General features: G+C 61.7%; 15 protein-coding genes. 5 read left to right on the forward strand and 10 right to left on the reverse strand.

What is annotated here, in order from left to right; all coding sequences use genetic code 11:
- Nucleotides 1-7: 7 nt before the first annotated feature.
- The 3 genes from NA645_RS10085 (at nt 8) to NA645_RS10095 (ending at nt 4,508) form a co-directional block, all read left to right on the forward strand.
- Nucleotides 8-1,159 carry an acyl-CoA dehydrogenase family protein gene (locus tag NA645_RS10085; RefSeq protein WP_256048669.1) on the forward strand — a complete coding sequence of 384 codons (1,152 nt, stop codon included), beginning with the start codon at nt 8-10 and terminating at the stop codon, nt 1,157-1,159.
- A gap of 265 nt (nt 1,160-1,424) precedes the next feature.
- Complete coding sequence (locus tag NA645_RS10090; RefSeq protein WP_423836575.1) at nt 1,425-3,077, forward strand: long-chain fatty acid--CoA ligase; 1,653 nt, start codon at nt 1,425-1,427, stop codon at nt 3,075-3,077.
- A gap of 351 nt (nt 3,078-3,428) precedes the next feature.
- Entirely contained in the window at nt 3,429-4,508 is a 1,080-nt protein-coding gene (locus tag NA645_RS10095) for a CaiB/BaiF CoA transferase family protein (RefSeq protein ID WP_256048670.1), read from the forward strand.
- 316 nt (nt 4,509-4,824) lie between these two features.
- Here NA645_RS10095 and NA645_RS10100 read toward each other — a convergent pair whose 3' ends face one another.
- The 5 genes from NA645_RS10100 to NA645_RS10120 all read right to left on the reverse strand — a co-directional run bounded on the left by NA645_RS10100 (nt 4,825) and on the right by NA645_RS10120 (nt 10,300).
- A complete protein-coding gene (locus tag NA645_RS10100) occupies nt 4,825-5,958 on the reverse strand; it encodes an acyl-CoA dehydrogenase (RefSeq protein WP_256048671.1) in 1,134 nt (377 codons plus the stop codon).
- Nucleotides 5,959-5,967: 9 nt separating this feature from the next.
- The gene (locus tag NA645_RS10105; RefSeq protein ID WP_256048672.1) at nt 5,968-7,155 is read right to left on the reverse strand and encodes an acetyl-CoA C-acyltransferase; all 1,188 of its coding nucleotides are present in this window, start codon (nt 7,153-7,155) and stop codon (nt 5,968-5,970) included.
- Nucleotides 7,156-7,169: 14 nt separating this feature from the next.
- Nucleotides 7,170-7,937, reverse strand: a complete 768-nt coding sequence (locus NA645_RS10110) for an SDR family NAD(P)-dependent oxidoreductase (protein ID WP_256048673.1) — start codon at nt 7,935-7,937, stop codon at nt 7,170-7,172.
- 450 nt (nt 7,938-8,387) lie between these two features.
- Complete coding sequence (locus NA645_RS10115) at nt 8,388-9,413, reverse strand: AraC family transcriptional regulator (RefSeq protein ID WP_256048674.1); 1,026 nt, start codon at nt 9,411-9,413, stop codon at nt 8,388-8,390.
- The gene (locus tag NA645_RS10120) at nt 9,410-10,300 is read right to left on the reverse strand and encodes a LysR family transcriptional regulator (protein ID WP_256048675.1); all 891 of its coding nucleotides are present in this window, start codon (nt 10,298-10,300) and stop codon (nt 9,410-9,412) included. Before NA645_RS10120 ends, NA645_RS10115 begins: the two co-directional genes overlap by 4 nt.
- Before the next feature lie 155 nt (nt 10,301-10,455).
- On the opposite strand from NA645_RS10120, the gene NA645_RS10125 reads away from it, so the two are divergent.
- Nucleotides 10,456-11,232: an enoyl-CoA hydratase gene (locus NA645_RS10125; RefSeq protein WP_256048676.1), complete on the forward strand. Its 777-nt coding sequence runs from the start codon at nt 10,456-10,458 to the stop codon at nt 11,230-11,232.
- Between the two features lie 459 nt (nt 11,233-11,691).
- Here the strand turns inward: NA645_RS10125 and NA645_RS10130 are convergent, their stop codons facing one another.
- From NA645_RS10130 to NA645_RS10150, 5 genes are all read right to left on the reverse strand, one after another.
- Nucleotides 11,692-12,702 (reverse strand): branched-chain amino acid ABC transporter permease, encoded by a 1,011-nt coding sequence (locus NA645_RS10130; RefSeq protein WP_256048677.1) that lies wholly within the window; start codon nt 12,700-12,702, stop codon nt 11,692-11,694.
- 2 nt (nt 12,703-12,704) lie between these two features.
- Nucleotides 12,705-13,592 (reverse strand): branched-chain amino acid ABC transporter permease, encoded by an 888-nt coding sequence (locus NA645_RS10135; protein ID WP_131648621.1) that lies wholly within the window; start codon nt 13,590-13,592, stop codon nt 12,705-12,707.
- A 69-nt stretch (nt 13,593-13,661) separates the two neighbouring features.
- A complete protein-coding gene (locus NA645_RS10140) occupies nt 13,662-14,876 on the reverse strand; it encodes an ABC transporter substrate-binding protein (RefSeq protein WP_256048678.1) in 1,215 nt (404 codons plus the stop codon).
- Between the two features lie 82 nt (nt 14,877-14,958).
- The gene (locus NA645_RS10145; protein ID WP_256048679.1) at nt 14,959-15,675 is read right to left on the reverse strand and encodes an ABC transporter ATP-binding protein; all 717 of its coding nucleotides are present in this window, start codon (nt 15,673-15,675) and stop codon (nt 14,959-14,961) included.
- Entirely contained in the window at nt 15,672-16,445 is a 774-nt protein-coding gene (locus NA645_RS10150) for an ABC transporter ATP-binding protein (RefSeq protein ID WP_256048680.1), read from the reverse strand. The genes NA645_RS10145 and NA645_RS10150 overlap by 4 nt, the downstream gene beginning before the upstream one ends.
- A 3-nt stretch (nt 16,446-16,448) precedes the next feature.
- Between NA645_RS10150 and NA645_RS10155 the strand changes: the two genes are divergently transcribed.
- A partial coding sequence (locus tag NA645_RS10155; protein ID WP_256048681.1) for a hypothetical protein occupies nt 16,449-16,746 on the forward strand: 298 nt, incomplete at its 3' end.

The raw sequence follows: 16,746 nt of genomic DNA on the forward strand, positions 1-16,746 counted from the left end.
AGGATCAATGCAAGACATCGAACTGAGCGAAGAACAGCGGATGATCCGCGACATGGCGCGAGATTTCGCCCGCGCCGAGATCGCCCCCAAGGCTCAAGCCTGGGAACAGGCCGGCTGGATCGGCGACGAGACGGTAACCCAGCTGGGCGACCTCGGCCTTCTCGGCATGATCGTCCCAGAGCAATGGGGCGGGACCTACATCGATTACGTCGCCTATGCCCTGGCGGTCGAGGAAATATCGGCCGGCGACGGCGCTATAGGCGCATTGATGTCCATCCACAGCTCGGTCGGCTGTGGCCCCATCCTGAAATACGGCACTCCAGAACAGCAGGACGAATGGCTGCCGGATCTGGCTGCTGGCCGCGCCATTGGCTGCTTCGCCCTCACCGAACCCCAGGCCGGTTCGGAAGCGCACAACTTGCGCACCCGCGCCGTGTTGGAAAACGGCGAATGGGTGATCAACGGCGCTAAGCAGTTCGTCAGCAACGGCAAGCGCGCGAAGATCGCCATCGTCTTCGCAGTAACCGACCCGGATATGGGCAAGAAAGGCCTGTCGGCGTTCCTGGTGCCCACTGATAACCCCGGATTCGTTGTCGATCGCATGGAAAGCAAGATGGGCATCCGCGCTTCGGATACCTGCGGCGTGACCCTGCGCGATTGCCGTATTCCCGAGGCCAACCTGCTCGGCCCGCGCGGCAAGGGCTTGGCCATTGCTCTGTCGAACCTAGAAGGTGGGCGCATCGGCATCGGCGCCCAGGCGCTGGGTATCGCCCGCGCCGCTTTCGAAGCGGCGCTAGGTTATGCCCGTGAACGCATCCAGTTCGACAAGCCGATCATTGAGCATCAGAGCGTGGCGAACATGCTGGCCGACATGCATACCCGGTTGAATGCCGCGCGCCTGTTGATCCTGCATGCCGCCCGCCTGCGCAGCGCCAATCTGCCGTGCCTATCGGAGGCGTCCCAGGCCAAGCTATTCGCCTCGGAAATGGCCGAATACGTCTGCTCCAAAGCCATGCAGATCCACGGCGGCTACGGCTACCTCGACGACTATCCAGTCGAGCGCTACTACCGCGACGCGCGAATCACCCAAATCTACGAAGGCTCCAGCGAGATCCAGCGCCTGCTGATCGCGCGTGAGTTGAACAACTATGGACTGTAAGCGACGACGGGAACGCTCAAACGATAAGCCCGGCGCCATCGGTTCGCCAGCAAGCTGGCTCCTACAAGGCTGCGGCGCCCTGTACGTTCCGGGACACTTGGTCGATCGCGGCCACCATGCTCTTGTAGGAGCTAGCTTGCTAGCGATCAAATCGCCCGGCGCAGCACGGCAGGCTCGACCAGACTGAACGTTTCGATAGCAGTATTCCGGCAATGGATGTCCATGCGCCAGCCGTCATCCAGACAACAATAAGAAGGATACGCAGATGCTCAAAGGTACGATGCAGCAGACTCCGCTGATGATCAGCGGCATCCTGACCCACGCGGCCCTGGCCCATGGCGACCGGGAAATCGTTTCGCGATTGGTGGACGAACCCCTGTGGCGCTATGACTATTCAGGCCTGGCGAAGCGCGCCGGCCAAGCAGCCGCAATGCTGCGCAGCCTTGGCGTCAATCCCGGCGATCTGGTGTCTTCGATGGCCTGGAACACGCATCGTCACTTCGAACTATTCTTCGCCGTGCCTGGCATCGGCGCTGTCCTGCATACCGCCAACCCTCGTTTGTCGGACGAGCAAATCATCTATACGTTGAATCACGCCGGCAGCGGCGTATTGCTGTTCGACCGCAGCTTTCTCGCCGTGGTCGAGCGCGTACGACCACGGTTGGAGCACATCCAGACCTTCATCATGCTATCCGACGCGCAACGCACCGAGCCGGGGGAAGTGGGTGCACTCAGTTACGAAACGCTCATCGCCAAGGTGCAACCAGTCATCGACTGGCCGCAGTTCGATGAGAACGCGGGCGCCATGCTCTGCTACACGTCAGGCACCACTGGCAACCCGAAAGGCGTGGTGTACAGCCACCGCTCCGTCGTCCTGCATGCCATGGCGGCGGGTCTTACCGGCGCCTTCGGCTTCTCCGCGTTCGATTGCATCATGCCCTGCTCCTCGCTCTACCATGCCACCGCATGGGGCGTGCCCTTCACCGCCGCCATCAACGGCTGCAAGTTCGTCCTACCATGCGACAAGATGGATGGCGCCAGCCTGCAGGAGCTGATCCAGACCGAGGGCGTCACCTTCTCCGGCGGCGTACCGACCATCTGGACCATGTACCTCAATTATCTGGAACGCACCGGTGAAGACACCGGCAAGCTCAAGTGTCTGGTGATTGCCGGCTCGGCCGTGCCCAGGGCGCTGGCCGAGAAATTCGAGACTCGCTACGGCGTGAGCGTCCGTCAGCTCTGGGGCATGACCGAAACCAGTCCGCTCGGTGTCGTCGCCACCCCGACGCCCAAGCTCGCGGCCCTGGGCGAAGCCGCCACCAACGAGGCCATCTGGACCCGCCAGGGCCGCCTGCAGTTTGGCATCGAGTTGAAGATCGTCGACGAAGCGGGCAACGAGCTGCCCCATGACGGGTCCAGCTCAGGCGCCCTGCTGGTGCGCGGTCCCTGGACCGTCGAGCGCTACTTCCGTAGCGAGACCAGCGCACTGGACGCAGACGGCTGGTTCGACACCGGCGACATCGCGACCATCGACCCCAACGGTTACATGCGCATCACCGACCGTAGCAAGGACGTGATCAAGTCCGGCGGGGAATGGATCAGCTCCATCGATATCGAAAACGTCGCCGTGGGTTGCCCAGGCGTACGCATCGCCGCGGTGGTCGGCGTGACGCATGAGAAATGGGAAGAACGCCCGGTGCTCATCATCGAACCGCATGACGACACTGAACTGACCGCCGAGGCGGTACTCGCCTATCTCGAACCACAGATCGTCAAATGGTGGATGCCCGACGCGGTGATTTTCGACAGCGTGCCCCTCACCGCCACCGGCAAGATCGACAAGAAAACCCTGCGCGACCGCTATCGCTCGTACCTCATCGAGATGCCGGCAAAAGAAGCGAGCGCGGCGAGTATGTAGCCAATGCCGTGCCGTCCGAGGATGGATGAGCTTGCGGAGCCAGCCAGCTCGTTGGGCTCCGCTCTGCTCAACCTGAGCTGTCCGACGCATCCTCCAACCCAGCGTCCTGCACTGCGGTAATCCTAGGATGGGTCGGGCCGCGCAGGTGCAACCTGTCAGCGAGCCTCACGTGGCTGGAGCGTCCCATATGTTCGGGTAACACAAGTCACCCATTCTACGAAACGGTGCGCGTCACCAACGCACCTAGGGGAATGAAACCCATCGGAAATCCGGCTTCTTTGCTTGCAGGCCATTTACGGTTCCGGTTCAACACGCGCTACGCGCCTTGCCTACTGCGCTTAGGAGCTATCCATGCCAAACGAAAATGTCCAACCTCGCCAGGGCCCGCTACTAGGCCTGCGCGTGCTGGAATTCGCGAGCATCGGCCCCGGCCCTCATTGCGCAATGCTGCTGGCCGATCTGGGCGCCGAGGTTCTGCGCATCGAACGTGACGGCGGCAACGGCTGGCCGAACCCGGTGGTCGATCGCGGTCGTAAGCGGTTGAGCCTGGATATTCGCAGCGATGCCGGGCGCGAGCGCTGCCTGGCCTTGGCCGAAAACGCCGATGTGCTGATCGAAGGCTTTCGCCCCGGCGTGATGGAGCGTCTGGGCCTCGGTCCGGAGCAGGTTCACGCACGCAATCGGAGGCTGGTCTATGGCCGTATGACCGGCTGGGGCCAGACCGGGCCGCTGGCGAAAAGCGCCGGGCATGACATCAACTACCTGGCCATTACCGGCGCGCTGGCCGCTATTGGCGGTCGCGAGGGACCGGCCATTCCGCCGCTCAATCTGGTGGGCGATTTCGGCGGCGGCTCGCTGTATCTGGCATTCGGCATCATGGCCGCACTGTGGGAACGGGAACGATCTGGCCAGGGTCAGGTGGTCGACGCGGCAATCGTCGACGGCGTGTCTTCGATGATGAGCTTCTTTGCGGGACTCTTGCCTAGCGGCGCAATTTCACTTGAACGCGACCGCAATATGCTGTCCGGCGCCGCGCCGCATTACCGCTGTTACACGTGCGCGGATGGTCTCGATATCGCTGTCGGACCGCTGGAGCCGCAATTCTTCGCTGAGCTGATTCGGCGAATCGATGCGCCTGAATCTTTGCGCCAAGGCTGCAACGACGCTGCGCTCTGGGAGGAACAGAGCGAACAGCTCGCCGCCCTGTTCGTCAGCCGAACCCAGGCCGACTGGTGCGCCCTGCTCGAAGGCAGCGATGCTTGTTTCGCGCCAGTGCTCACCCTCGAAGAAGCCGCGCAGCACCCCCACATGCAGCAGCGCGGCGTCTATCGCGATATCGACGGCGCGCTACATGCCGCACCGGCTCCGCGTTTCTCGCGAACGCCGGGAGCGATCACGGATTCAATTGAGGATGCGGCGGATTGGGATTGATCGAGAGGCCAGGCAACGGCAGAAACGTCTAACTTTTTTGCGAGCAAGCTCGCTCCTACATGATCAGCCACCACGCAGCCGTAGGAGCGAGCTTGCTCGCGAATGCTGAGCCAACGTCATCTGGAGAATCAGCGCAACTCCGTAGGCTGGGGGCGTGCCCTTCAGCCCAGCCGGTATCGCTCCATTGCGGTGGGCTGAAGCGGCCACATAGGCGACGCGGGCCATCCTTTGCGCCCCCGTATCACACCCTACAGGAGCGATCCGGACGCCGGTGTGCCCCCAGGCGGACACGTCAACCTACCGACCATCGCAAGCGTCACTCACCCAAATTACGCGCAATCACCAACCGCTGAATGTCGCTCGTGCCTTCGTAGATCTGGCACACCCGCACGTCACGGTAGATGCGTTCCACCGGGAAGTCCTGCAGATAGCCGTAACCACCCAGCGTCTGGATCGCCGCTGAGCAAACTTTCTCGGCCATTTCGGAGGCGAACAGCTTGGCCATCGAGGCTTCGACGAGTGCAGGCTGTCCGGCCTCGCGCAGTGCGGCGGCATGCAAAACCATCTGCCGGGCGACCGCAATCTGGGTCGCCATGTCAGCCAGACGGAAGGCGACGGCCTGGTGCTCGCTGATCGCCTTGCCAAATGCCTCGCGCTCACGGGCATAGTCGCGTGCCGCTTCGAATGCCGCGCGGGCCATGCCGACGGACTGGGCGGCGATGCCGATGCGGCCGCCTTCCAAGTTCGCCAATGCGATCTTGTAACCCTCACCCTCTTCGCCCAAGCGTTGGGATTCATGCACGCGCATGTCTTCGAACGCCAGCTGACAGGTGTCGGACGCATGCTGCCCGAGCTTGTCCTCCACACGCACCACCTGATAGCCCGGCGTATCGGTGGGTACGATGAAGGCGCTGATGCCGCGCTTGCCGGCGTCCGGATCGGTTACGGCGAAGACGATCACCGTGCCGGCGTGCTGGCCTGAGGTGATGAATTGCTTGGCGCCGTTGATCACATAGCCATCGCCGTCACGCCGGGCGCGCGTGCGCAGGCTGCTGGCGTCGGAGCCCGCGTGCGGCTCGGTCAGGGCGAAGGCACCGATCTGAGCGCCGCTGGCCAAGGGCGTCAGGTAGCGCTGCTTCTGCTCCTCATTGCCAAACCGCAGAATCGGCACGCAGCCCACCGAGTTGTGCACGCTCATGATGGTGGAGCAGGCACCGTCACCGGCTGCGATCTCTTCAAGCGCCAGTGCGTAGGCGATGTAGCCGGTCTCACTGCCGCCCCACTGTTCCGGGCAAAGCATGCCGAAAAAGCCGAGCTCGGCCATTTCGCTGATCGCCTCCGCTGGGTAGCGGTGTTCACGATCCCAATCGGCGGCAAACGGCTTGAGACGTTCCTGAGCGAACTGCCGGGCCATGTCGCGGATACTGGTTTGGTCCTCATTGAGCAGCATGGCAGGTCCTCAATCGAGCAATTCGACGGCCATGGCAGTCGCTTCGCCACCGCCGATGCAGATCGCCGCGATACCTTTGCGCAGGCCACGGTCGCGCAGTGCGGCGATCAGCGTCACGAGTATCCGCGCCCCTGATGCACCGATCGGATGGCCCAGCGCGCAGGCGCCGCCATTGACGTTGACCTTGGCGTGATCCAGCCCCAACTCGCGCATGGTGACCATGCTGACCACGGCGAAGGCTTCGTTGATCTCGAACAGATCCACCTCGTCGAGCCGCCAGCCGGTGCGTTCCAGCAATTTATGAATGGCGCCGATGGGCGCGGTCGGGAACAGGTTGGGGGCATCGGCGAACACCGCGTGGCCATGGATCACCGCCTGGGGTTTCAGTCCCAGGCGCTCGGCTTCGGAGCGACGTGTCAGCATCAATGCGGCGGCACCGTCTGAGATGGAACTGGAGTTGGCCGCGGTCACGGTGCCGCCTTCGCGGAACGCCGGTTTGAGCGACGGAATCTTCTCCGGAATCGCCTTGGGCGGCTGCTCGTCATCGCGGATGGTGCGCTGCTCGCGCCCCTGAGTGACTTCAAGCGGGACGATCTCGGTGGCGAAGCGACCGCTGGAAATCGCATCTCGGGCGCGCTGTAGAGAGGTCAGCGCGTAGGCATCCTGTTCTTCGCGGCTGAAGCCATGGTTCTGCGCGCAATCTTCGGCAAAGGTGCCCATCAGCCGGCCCTTGTCGTAGGCATCTTCTAGACCATCGAGAAACATGTGGTCGAGCACCTTGCCATGTCCCATGCGATAGCCGCTGCGCGCCTTTTCCAGCAGGTACGGCGCGTTGGACATGCTCTCCATGCCGCCCGCGACGATCAGATCGACATTGCCAGCGCGCAATGCATCGTGCGCCAGGATGGCCGCCTGCATGCCCGAACCGCACATTTTGTTCAGCGTCGTGGATGCGGTCGCCTTACCCAACCCGGCGCCGAGCGCCGCCTGGCGTGCGGGCGCCTGGCCGAGGCCGGCCGGCAGCACACAGCCCATCAGCACTTCCTGCACCTGTTCGGCAGCAATGCCGCTGCGCTCAACTGCCGCGCGAATCGCAGCCGCGCCAAGCTCCGGCGCGCTGACGCTTTTCAGATCGCCCTGAAAGCCGCCCATGGGCGTACGGGCGCTGCCCAGAATCACGATTGGATCGTTGTTCATCATGTATCTCCCGATTATTTGGCGGCCATGCGCAGTGCGCCGTCGAGGCGGATCACTTCGCCGTTGAGCATGTCGTTCTCGATGATGTGGCGCACCAGCGCCGCGTACTCATTCGCTCGCCCCAGACGCGGCGGGAACGGCACTCCGGCTGCCAACGAGTCGCGTACTTCCTGGGTCATGGCGGCCATCATCGGCGTCTCGAACACGCCCGGTGCGATGGTCATCACGCGAATGCCGTGACGCGCCAGTTCGCGTGCGGCCGGCAGCGTCATGGCGACTACGCCGCCCTTGGATGCGGCATAAGCGGCTTGGCCGATCTGACCGTCGTAGGCGGCGATGGAAGCCGTATTGATGATGACGCCACGATTGCCTTGCGCATCCGGCTCACTGCGCGACATCGCCTCGGCAGCCAGGCGCAGCATATTGAAACTGCCGATCAGGTTGAGGCCGATGACCCGGCTGAAACTGTCCAGCCCATGCGGCCCCTGGCGACCGAGAACCTTTTCGCCGCTTGCAACGCCGGCGCAGTTGACCAACCCATGCAGGCCGCCGAAATGTTCGAACGCCGCATTCACTGCCGCCTGTGCCGCAGCCTCGTCACACACGTTGGTGACCACACCGTGAGCGCTTGCGCCCAGCGCTTCGCTGCGCTCGTTCAACAGCTCGGCGTTAATATCTGCCAGCACGACCTTCGCGCCCTCGGCGATCAGCGCTTCGGCAGCTGCCGCACCCAGCCCGGACGCGCCGCCTGTGATCAGAAAAACCTTGTCTTGAATGTTCACAGCATGACCTCGCACAGATGGTTGGGATCGAGCAGACGCGTGCTGCTTGATCACACTGACCTCATCTTCATCAGACCAAAGGCCACCGACAATGGTCGTTGCACGCAATCGCGATGACTGTTTTGGCCAAATCACCTCCACGGCGCGGCGTAGCCGACATCCATAGCAAGGCGACGCTTCGGGCCATCATTTGAGGCCGGTGGATGACTCAGCCTTGTTCCCCTCACCCCAGCCCTCTCCCCAACGGGGCGAGGGAGCCGGTAGCCGGGCTTACCGGGCGGGGTTTGACGACGAGGCGGAGCAGTCAGCGGCAGCGCTGGTTGTCTCAAGACAAGAATGGTTGAGCGCCATTAGATCTGATCCGATGAACTTGTCGATCTCGCTTGGCTGGGCCTGCAGCTTATGCGTCTGGAGCACGGCGCTCCTCGCTTCTACAGGAACACGCTTGGCCTATTCATCGGCGTGAAGGATCAACCCACGATACTGGCCCGGATTCGTACCGGTCCATTTGCGGAACGCCTTGTAGAACGAGCTAACGTCAGCGAAACCGAGCCGCTCGGCGATTTCGGCGTAGGTGATGCCGGCATCCGCCAGCCATAGCGTGGCCATCTCCTGGCGCACCAGATCCTTGATCGCCTGGTAGGGCATTCCGGCTTCGGCCAGTCGCCGACGCAACGTCGAGGGTGAGACGCACAGCGTTTGCGCGAGCAGTTCGCTGGTCGGCCATCGATCCGCCGGCAGCTCGCGCAGCTGCGCCTTGATGCGGCTGGCGAGGCTGGTGGTGTCGCGGTATTTGACCAGAATGTTGGCCGGGGCATGAGCCAGAAAGGCGTGCAGCTCCTGCTCGCTGCGTCGCACCGGCAGGTCCAGCATCTCGGCGGCAAAGATAATCCGTGTGCTGGGTCGGGCGAAGCGCAGGTTGTCTGAGAACATCACCCGATAATCATCGGTATAGGCTGGTTCGGCGCAGCGCAGTTCCACGGCCAATAGCGGGATGCGCCGCCCGATCAGCCAGCACGCCAGGCCGTGCACCAACATCCAGAACGTGAAATACGTGAACGCACGTGACGGCGGTGAATCCGTGCGCTCCAACAGCACGACTTCGGCCAGACTCTCGCTGCGGTGCAGCTTGCCGCGAAAACGCTCGAAGGTCAGGCCGAAAAAATCCAGCGCCAGCCGCAGCGCACCGTCGAGCGTCGGCTGTGCCATGGCCGCACGCGCAACGAAGGCAAAGCTGCCCGTACGCATCCGCCGTGAATCCATGCCGAAGAACTCGTCATCGAAGCGCCGCGCCAGACGGCGCCATAGCTTGCTGTACTCGACCACATCGATCCGCGCCGCCGGGTCATCAAGGTCGATCGGTGAAACATCCAGAGCTTGCAGCAGCACAGTGGCCGTCTGCGTTGGCGTCAGGAAGGCCAGCAGCGCTTCTTCCACCAGCCGTACGGAAATGGTGCCCTTGTCCTCGCGCATCATGCTCGCCCCATCATCTGATCCTGGCTGCTGGCGGCGACCTCACGAAGGAAATCCCAGCACACGCGCATCCGAGCCAGGTCCTTGTTCTCAACCGGCATCAGCATCCAGAAGGTGCGGGTGAACTCGATCTCCTCGACCAGAACCTCTTTCAACAAGGGTTCCTTGCGGGCGGCAAACGCCGGCAGGATCGCCAGCCCAGCGCCGGCCGCAACGGCTTCCTGCTGCGCAAGAATGCTAGTGCTGCGCAGCGAGTGCTGGCGCGGCCGCATGATCTCATCGAGAAAGTTCAGCTCCTTGCTGTAGAGCAGGTCCTCGATATAACTGACGAATACATGGTTGCTCAGATCGTCCCGATTACGGATCGGTGGATGCTGCGCGAGGTAAGCCTCCGAAGCGTAGAGCCGCAACACGTAATCGGTCAGTTTGGTGATCACATAGGGGCCGCGCTCCGGGCGCTCCAGCGTGACGACAATATCCGCCTCATGCCGCGCCAATCGCACCGAACGCGGAACCGCCAGCAAGTCCACGCCAAGGTGCGGATAGTCGCGGGTCAGATTGGCCAGCTGACCGGCCAGCATCACAGTGCCGTAGCCTTCGGTGGCGCCGATGCGCACCTGGCCGGAGAGCTTGTCGGCGCTCAGGCTCGGTTGTTCGATCGAGGTAATGGCGCTTTCCATCGCCTCGGCTTGCACCAACAATTCGCGACCGGCTTCGGACAGGCGATAGCCCGCCTTGGCGCGAATGAACAGTTGCCGGTCCAGGGTTTTCTCCAGTGCCTGCACGCGTCGCGCCACCGTCGTGTGATCGACTGCCAGGCGTCGCGCGGCGACGGTCAGCTTGCCCGCCCGGGAGAGTTCGAGAAAGAAACGCAGGTTGTCCCAATCCACTTCAGGCTCCATCCATTTGGCATGAGCGTGCCAACTTGTGCAAAAACACAGAATAACTCTGCATTTCGCACCATGGGTTTACTATTTTTACGCTGCTAGGCTCGTTCATCGAACGCTGTTTCGCCTAACGATAATTCCGACAAGAAGGAACCGACATGAGCCAGAAGATTCAGCTCGAAATGCGCGACCACACGGCCTTGCTAACCATTGCCAACCCACCGGCGAATACCTGGGATCGGGAATCGCTGGCCGCTCTGGAACAGATGATCGGACAACTCAATGATGATCCGAACGTGTACGCGCTGGTGATCACCGGCCAGGGCGAGAAGTTCTTTTCCGCAGGTGCCGATCTCAACCAGTTTGCGGATGGGGACAAGCAGAGTGCTCAAGAAGTCGCCGCGCTGTTCGGGCGCGCCTTCGAAGCGCTGAGCCATTTTCGTGGTGTTTCCATCGCCGCCATCAATGGCTATGCCATGGGCGGTGGGCTGGAATGCGCGCTGGCGTGCGATATCCGTATCGCCGAGGAACACGCGCAAATGGCGCTACCGGAAGCCAAGGTAGGACTGCTGCCCTGCGCCGGCGGGACGCAGAACCTGCCCTGGCTGGTTGGTGAAGGTTGGGCCAAGCGGATGATCCTCTGTGGTGAGCGCATCGGCGCTCAGAAGGCAGAAAAGATCGGTCTGGTCGAAGAAGTGGTGCCGCGCGGACAGTCGCTGGAAGTCGCGCTCAAGCTTGCCGAAGGCGTCAGCGCACAAAGCCCCTCCTCAGTCAGCCGCTGCAAGCGTTTGGTGATGAACGCACGGCAGGCGCCGCAATCTGCCGGCTGGGCCGCTGAGCGCGAGTTGTTTGCCGAGCTGTTCGATACGCAGGATCAGAAGGAAGGCGTCAATGCCTTCCTGGAAAAGCGCAGCGCCAAATGGCACAACGCTTAAGTCATTCTGCCTCGCAGACAAGATCGCATCCCAAACCCAATCCGTAGGGCCGAATTTATTCGGCCAATGGCCCCACAACCGCCAACGCGGCCGCACAAGTTCGGCCCTACGGTGATGGTTCTCTGCGCGTCCAGGCAGGGTTCCCCGCAGAGCAGAACCAACCGCTCAGCAACGCCCGGCATCGCATCCCAAACCAGTCCGTAGGGCCGAATTTATTCGGTCGATGGCCCCGCAACCGCCAACACGGCCGAACAAGTTCGGCCCTACGGTGATGGTTCCCTGTAGGGTTTCCACGCAGAGCGGAACTACCGCTCAGCAACGCCGGCATCGCGTCCCAAACCAGTCCGTAGGGCGAATTTATTCGGCCGATGGCCCCGCAACCGCCAACGCGGCCGAACAAGTTCGGCCCTACGGGTGGTCGTTCCCGCGTCGAAATGCAAGCGCGACGCTCTGCGTCCGCTACTTGAAGTTGCGTTTAACCAGCTTTTCCAGCCAGCCAACGATGCCGGAGCGGAACAGCAGCACGCACAGGACGAAGATCACCCCGAGAATCACGTGCACCCACTCGCCCAACGGGCCGCTGGATAGCGAGCTCTGCAACGTCACCACTACGGTCGCTCCGACTATCGGCCCGAGGAGCGTGCCAACGCCGCCCAGCAGTGTCATCAGGATCACTTCGCCAGACATGTGCCAGTGCGCATCGGTCAAGGACGCGAGCTGGAACACCACCGTCTTGGTGGACCCCGCCAGCCCGGTCAGCGCGGCGGAGATAACGAACGCGATCAGCTTGTGCGCGTCGACGTTATAACCCAGCGATATCGCCCTCGGCTCGTTCTCGCGGATCGCCTTGAGCACCTGCCCATAGGGCGAATGAATGGTGCGCTGGATGATCGCGAAACCAAGCACGAACACCGCCAACACGAAGTAGTACAGAGACATATTGTTCTGCATGTCGAACAGCCCAAACAGGTGTCCACGCGGAACCCCCTGCATGCCGTTTTCACCGCCGGTGAACGGCGCCTGTACGAAAACGAAGAAGACCATCTGTGCCAGCGCAAGGGTGATCATCGCGAAATAGATGCCCTGCCTGCGAATCGCCAACAGCCCGAAAATCACACCCAGGATCGTGGATGCCAGCGTCCCGACCAGAATGCCGAGTTCCGTGCTCAGGCCGCTGTAGGTGCTGAGCATGTAGCCGGTGATGTAGCCGCCGCAGGCAAAAAATGCCGCATGCCCAAAGGACAGCAACCCGGCATACCCCAGCAGCAGGTTGAACGCACAGGCAAACAGTGCGAAGCACAAGAACTTCATCAGAAACACGGGGTAGACCATCATCGGCGCGACCAGCGCCACACCCAGCAGGACCAGATAGAAGATGTTCTGACGCCGCCGGGCAGCACGGCGGCGCTCGCGCTCGGCATTTGCCCGGATGGTCATCGGAGACGCTTGAACGCTTTCCTGAGTCGACATGTTCATGCCTCCTTACCGAACAGACCTGCCGGACGAACAAGCAGGACCAGTACCATGATCACGAAGATCACCGTGTTTGCCGCCTCTGGGTAGAACACCTTGGTCAACCCCTCGATCAGCCCCATGGCAAGACCAGTGATGATGGCGCCCATGATCGAGCCCATACCGCCAATCACCACCACCGCGAACACCACGATCAGCAGATTCGAGCCCATGCCAGGCGTGACTGCATAGATCGGCGCCGCCAGCACGCCGGCAAAGGCCGCCAGCGCGACGCCGTAGCCATAGGTCAGGGTGATCAGCAGCGGCACGTTGATGCCGAATGCCTGCATCAGCTTGGGATTTTCCGTGCCGGCGCGCAGATACGAGCCCAGGCGGGTCCGTTCGATCATGTACCAGGTGGCGAAGCAGACCGTCAGCGCGGCGACGATGACCCAACCGCGGTAGGTCGGCAGGAACATGAAGCCCAGGTTATGTCCGCCCTTGAGCATTTCAGGCATCGGATATGACGAACCCGACACGCCGAAAAGCTTGACGAAGCTGCCTTCGACGATCAGCGCCAGGCCGAACGTCAGCAACAGGCCATACAAGTGATCTTCACCGGCGATGCGCCGTAGCAGGCCGCGCTCGATCCCCATTCCCAGCAAACCGATCAGTAGCGGCGCCAGCAGCAGCGCTGCCCAATAATTGATGCCCAGGTAGTTCAGCCCGAGAAATGCCGCGAAGGCGCCCAGCATGTATTGCGCGCCATGGGCGAAGTTGATGATGCGCAGCAGGCCGAAGATGATCGCCAGACCAAGGCTCAGCAGCGCATAGAACGACCCGTTGATCAGGCCGAGCAGCAACTGCCCGAACAACACACTCAGGGGAACGCCGAAAACGAGAGTCATGATTCACTACCCAGAAAAGTCCGTGACGCCCCGGCCGTGCGCGGCCGGGGATGGCTCGGGTCCGGCCGGTCAGTTCTTGGTAACCAGCTTGCACTGACTTTCGGAGAGCGGGCGGAACGCCACGTCGCCTGGGATGGTGCTGACGATCTCGTAGAGGTCCCATTCGCCTTTGGATTCGGCTGGTGTCTTGACCTTTACCAGGTACATATCGTGGACCATGCGACCGTCTTCGCGGATGGTGCCGTTCTTGGCGAACATGTCGTTGACCGGCGTCTTGGCCATCTGCGCGCGAACGGTTTCGGTGTCGTCGCTGCCCGTCTGCTTCACTGCGTTCAGGTAGTGAGTGGTCGCCGAGTAGATGCCTGCATGCACCATGGTCGGCATGCTGCCCATGCGCTCTTCGTAGCGCTTGGCCCAGGCGCGAGTCTCCTCGTTCATGTCCCAGTACCAGCCGGTCGTCAGCATCAGGCCCTGCGTCACTTCAAGCCCCATGGCGTGAATGTCGTTGAGAAACACCACCATGCCGGCCAGACGCTGCCCGGATTGGGTCACGCCGAATTCACTGGCGGTTTTCAGCGAGTTGACGGTGTCAGCGCCGGCGTTGGCCAGCGCGATCACATCGGCGCCGGAACCCTGTGCCTGCAGAATGTAGGAAGAGAAATCGCTGCTTGGGAACGGATGGCGAACGGCGCCGACCACGCTGCCGCCCTCGGCCTCGACGACCTTCTTGATGTCGTTCTCCATGGCGTGGCCGAAGGCATAGTCGGCAGTCAGGATGAACCAGCTTTTGCCGCCATCCTTGAGCACTGCATTGGCGGTACCGTTGGCCAGCGCGAAGGTGTCGTAGGTCCAGTGAATGTGGTTGGGCGAACAGAACTCATTGGTGATGCTCGACGCGGCGGCACCTGAGATCAAGGCGAGCTTACCGCCCTGCTCCACCACCTTGCTGGCTGCCAGCACCACGGAGCTGGCCACCATGCCGGTGACCATGTCGACGTTGCGCTCATCGATCCACTGGCGGACAGTGTTGGCGCCCACGTCAGGCTTGTTCAAGTCATCGGCGTTGAAGGTGACGATCTTCTTGCCATCGACACTACCGCCGAAGTCCTCGATGGCCATCTTCAGCGCTTCGAGACCGCCCGGGCCGGACAGGTCGCGGTAAGTGCCGGACATGTCGGCAAGGTAGCCGATGCGAATTTCATCGTTGCTGATTTCCGCCTGGGCGGCACCGGTGATCATGCTCGAAACCAGAACGGCGGCTGCGGTTTTCTTGATGATTTTCATAGTCACTCACTGTGATTGTTTTTGTTGTTGTACTAACCGGCATGCACTTCAACCCGGTATGCCTTTCTGACAAAGAGGCCCGTCAGACCCCCAGACAGCTATTCAAAAACTCCTTTTTCGAATCCAGTTCGGCAGCGCTGATTTCTTCGATGATCTGACCGTGTTCCATCACGTAATGACGGTCCGCCAGTGGCGCCGCGAAACGGAAATTCTGTTCCACCAGAACGATGGTCAACCCGCGGTTCTTCAGCTTGATCAGCACCTCGCCGAGTTTCTGCACGATCACCGGTGCGAGGCCTTCGGTGATTTCATCCAGCAACAGCAGATTGGCGCCGGTACGCAGAATGCGGGCCATTGCCAGCATCTGCTGTTCGCCGCCGGACAACCGCGTGCCCTGGCTGAAGCGGCGTTCATAGAGGTTGGGGAACATTTCGTACAGCTCGTCCAGCCCCATGCCGCCACTGCGTACCGTTGGCGGCAGCAACAGGTTTTCCTCGACGCTCAGGCTGGAAAAAATGCCCCGTTCTTCCGGGCAATAGCCGACACCCAGCCGGGGAATCTGGTGGGCGGGCATGCCGATGGTTTCGTTGCCGTTGACCACGATCGAGCCGGTGCGGCGGCCGACCATGTTCATGATGGCGCGCAAGGTGGTGCTGCGTCCGGACCCGTTGCGCCCGAGCAGCGTCACCAACTCTCCTCGCCCGACCACCATGTCGACGCCGTGAAGGATGTGAGACTCGCCATAGAACGCATGCAGGTCATCCAGCCGCAGCTGGTCGCGATCAGCCATGGGCGTCATGGATGCGCCTCCTCTACGGCGGCTTCGCTGCCCATGTAGGCTTCGCGGACCTGCGGGTTGGCCGAGACGGTTTCATAGTCGCCTTCGGCCAGCACGGCACCGCGGGCGAGCACGGTGATGCGATCGCAGAGGCGGCTGACCACACTGAGGTTGTGCTCGACCATCAACACCGTGCGGTTTTCAGCTGCGCGACGAACCAGCGCAACGACCATATCGACGTCCTCGCCGCCCATGCCTTGGGTGGGTTCGTCGAGCAGCAGGACGACCGGGTCCAGAGCCAAGGTGGTTGCCAGTTCGAGTGCGCGCTTGCGGCCGTAGGGCAACTCGATGGCGAGCGTCTGGGCAAAGGACTGCAGGTCTACGTCAGCCAGCAACTGCATGGCGCGCTCATCCAGATCGCGCAGCGTTCGCTCGGATTTCCAGAAGTGGTACGAGTTGCCGAGCTTCTGCTGCAGCGCTACTCGCACGTTCTCCAGCACCGTCATGTGACCGAACACCGCGGAAATCTGAAACGAACGCACCAGCCCCAGCCGGGCAATCTCGTTGGCCTTCATCGAGGTGATGGATTTGCCGCGATAGAGAATGTCGCCGCGAGTGGGCTTCAGGAACTTGGTGAGGAGATTGAATACGGTGGTCTTGCCGGCACCGTTCGGGCCGATCAGTGCGTGGATGTGACCCTTCTGAACGCGAAGATCGACGGAATCCACTGCGGTGAAGCCGCGAAACTCCTTGGTTAAGCCGCGCGTTTCCAGCACGAACTCTGGTGCCATGAGATGCCCTCTAACCCTGATTATTGTTGTTGGTTATGGCGCAGGTCGCTGGATGACCTTTACGTAAACGATAACAATCGTTTCAATCAGCAGGCAAGTTCCAATTTCAAACGATCGATTGATCGGAACAACCAGTTTTTCGCCCACCATGGGCGAATCCCCATTGAAAGTAGCCGAAAAAAACCGGGCCACAACAGCCCGGTAAAAACGATCAACGAGGAGGTATTTGAATCAACCGCAGGGCTGTTACCACAGCGCCATTGTGTAGCTCAGGATCAGCCGGGTTTCGTCTATATCGCTG

Source organism: Stutzerimonas stutzeri (assembly GCF_024448955.1).
Lineage (GTDB): Bacteria > Pseudomonadota > Gammaproteobacteria > Pseudomonadales > Pseudomonadaceae > Stutzerimonas > Stutzerimonas stutzeri_AQ.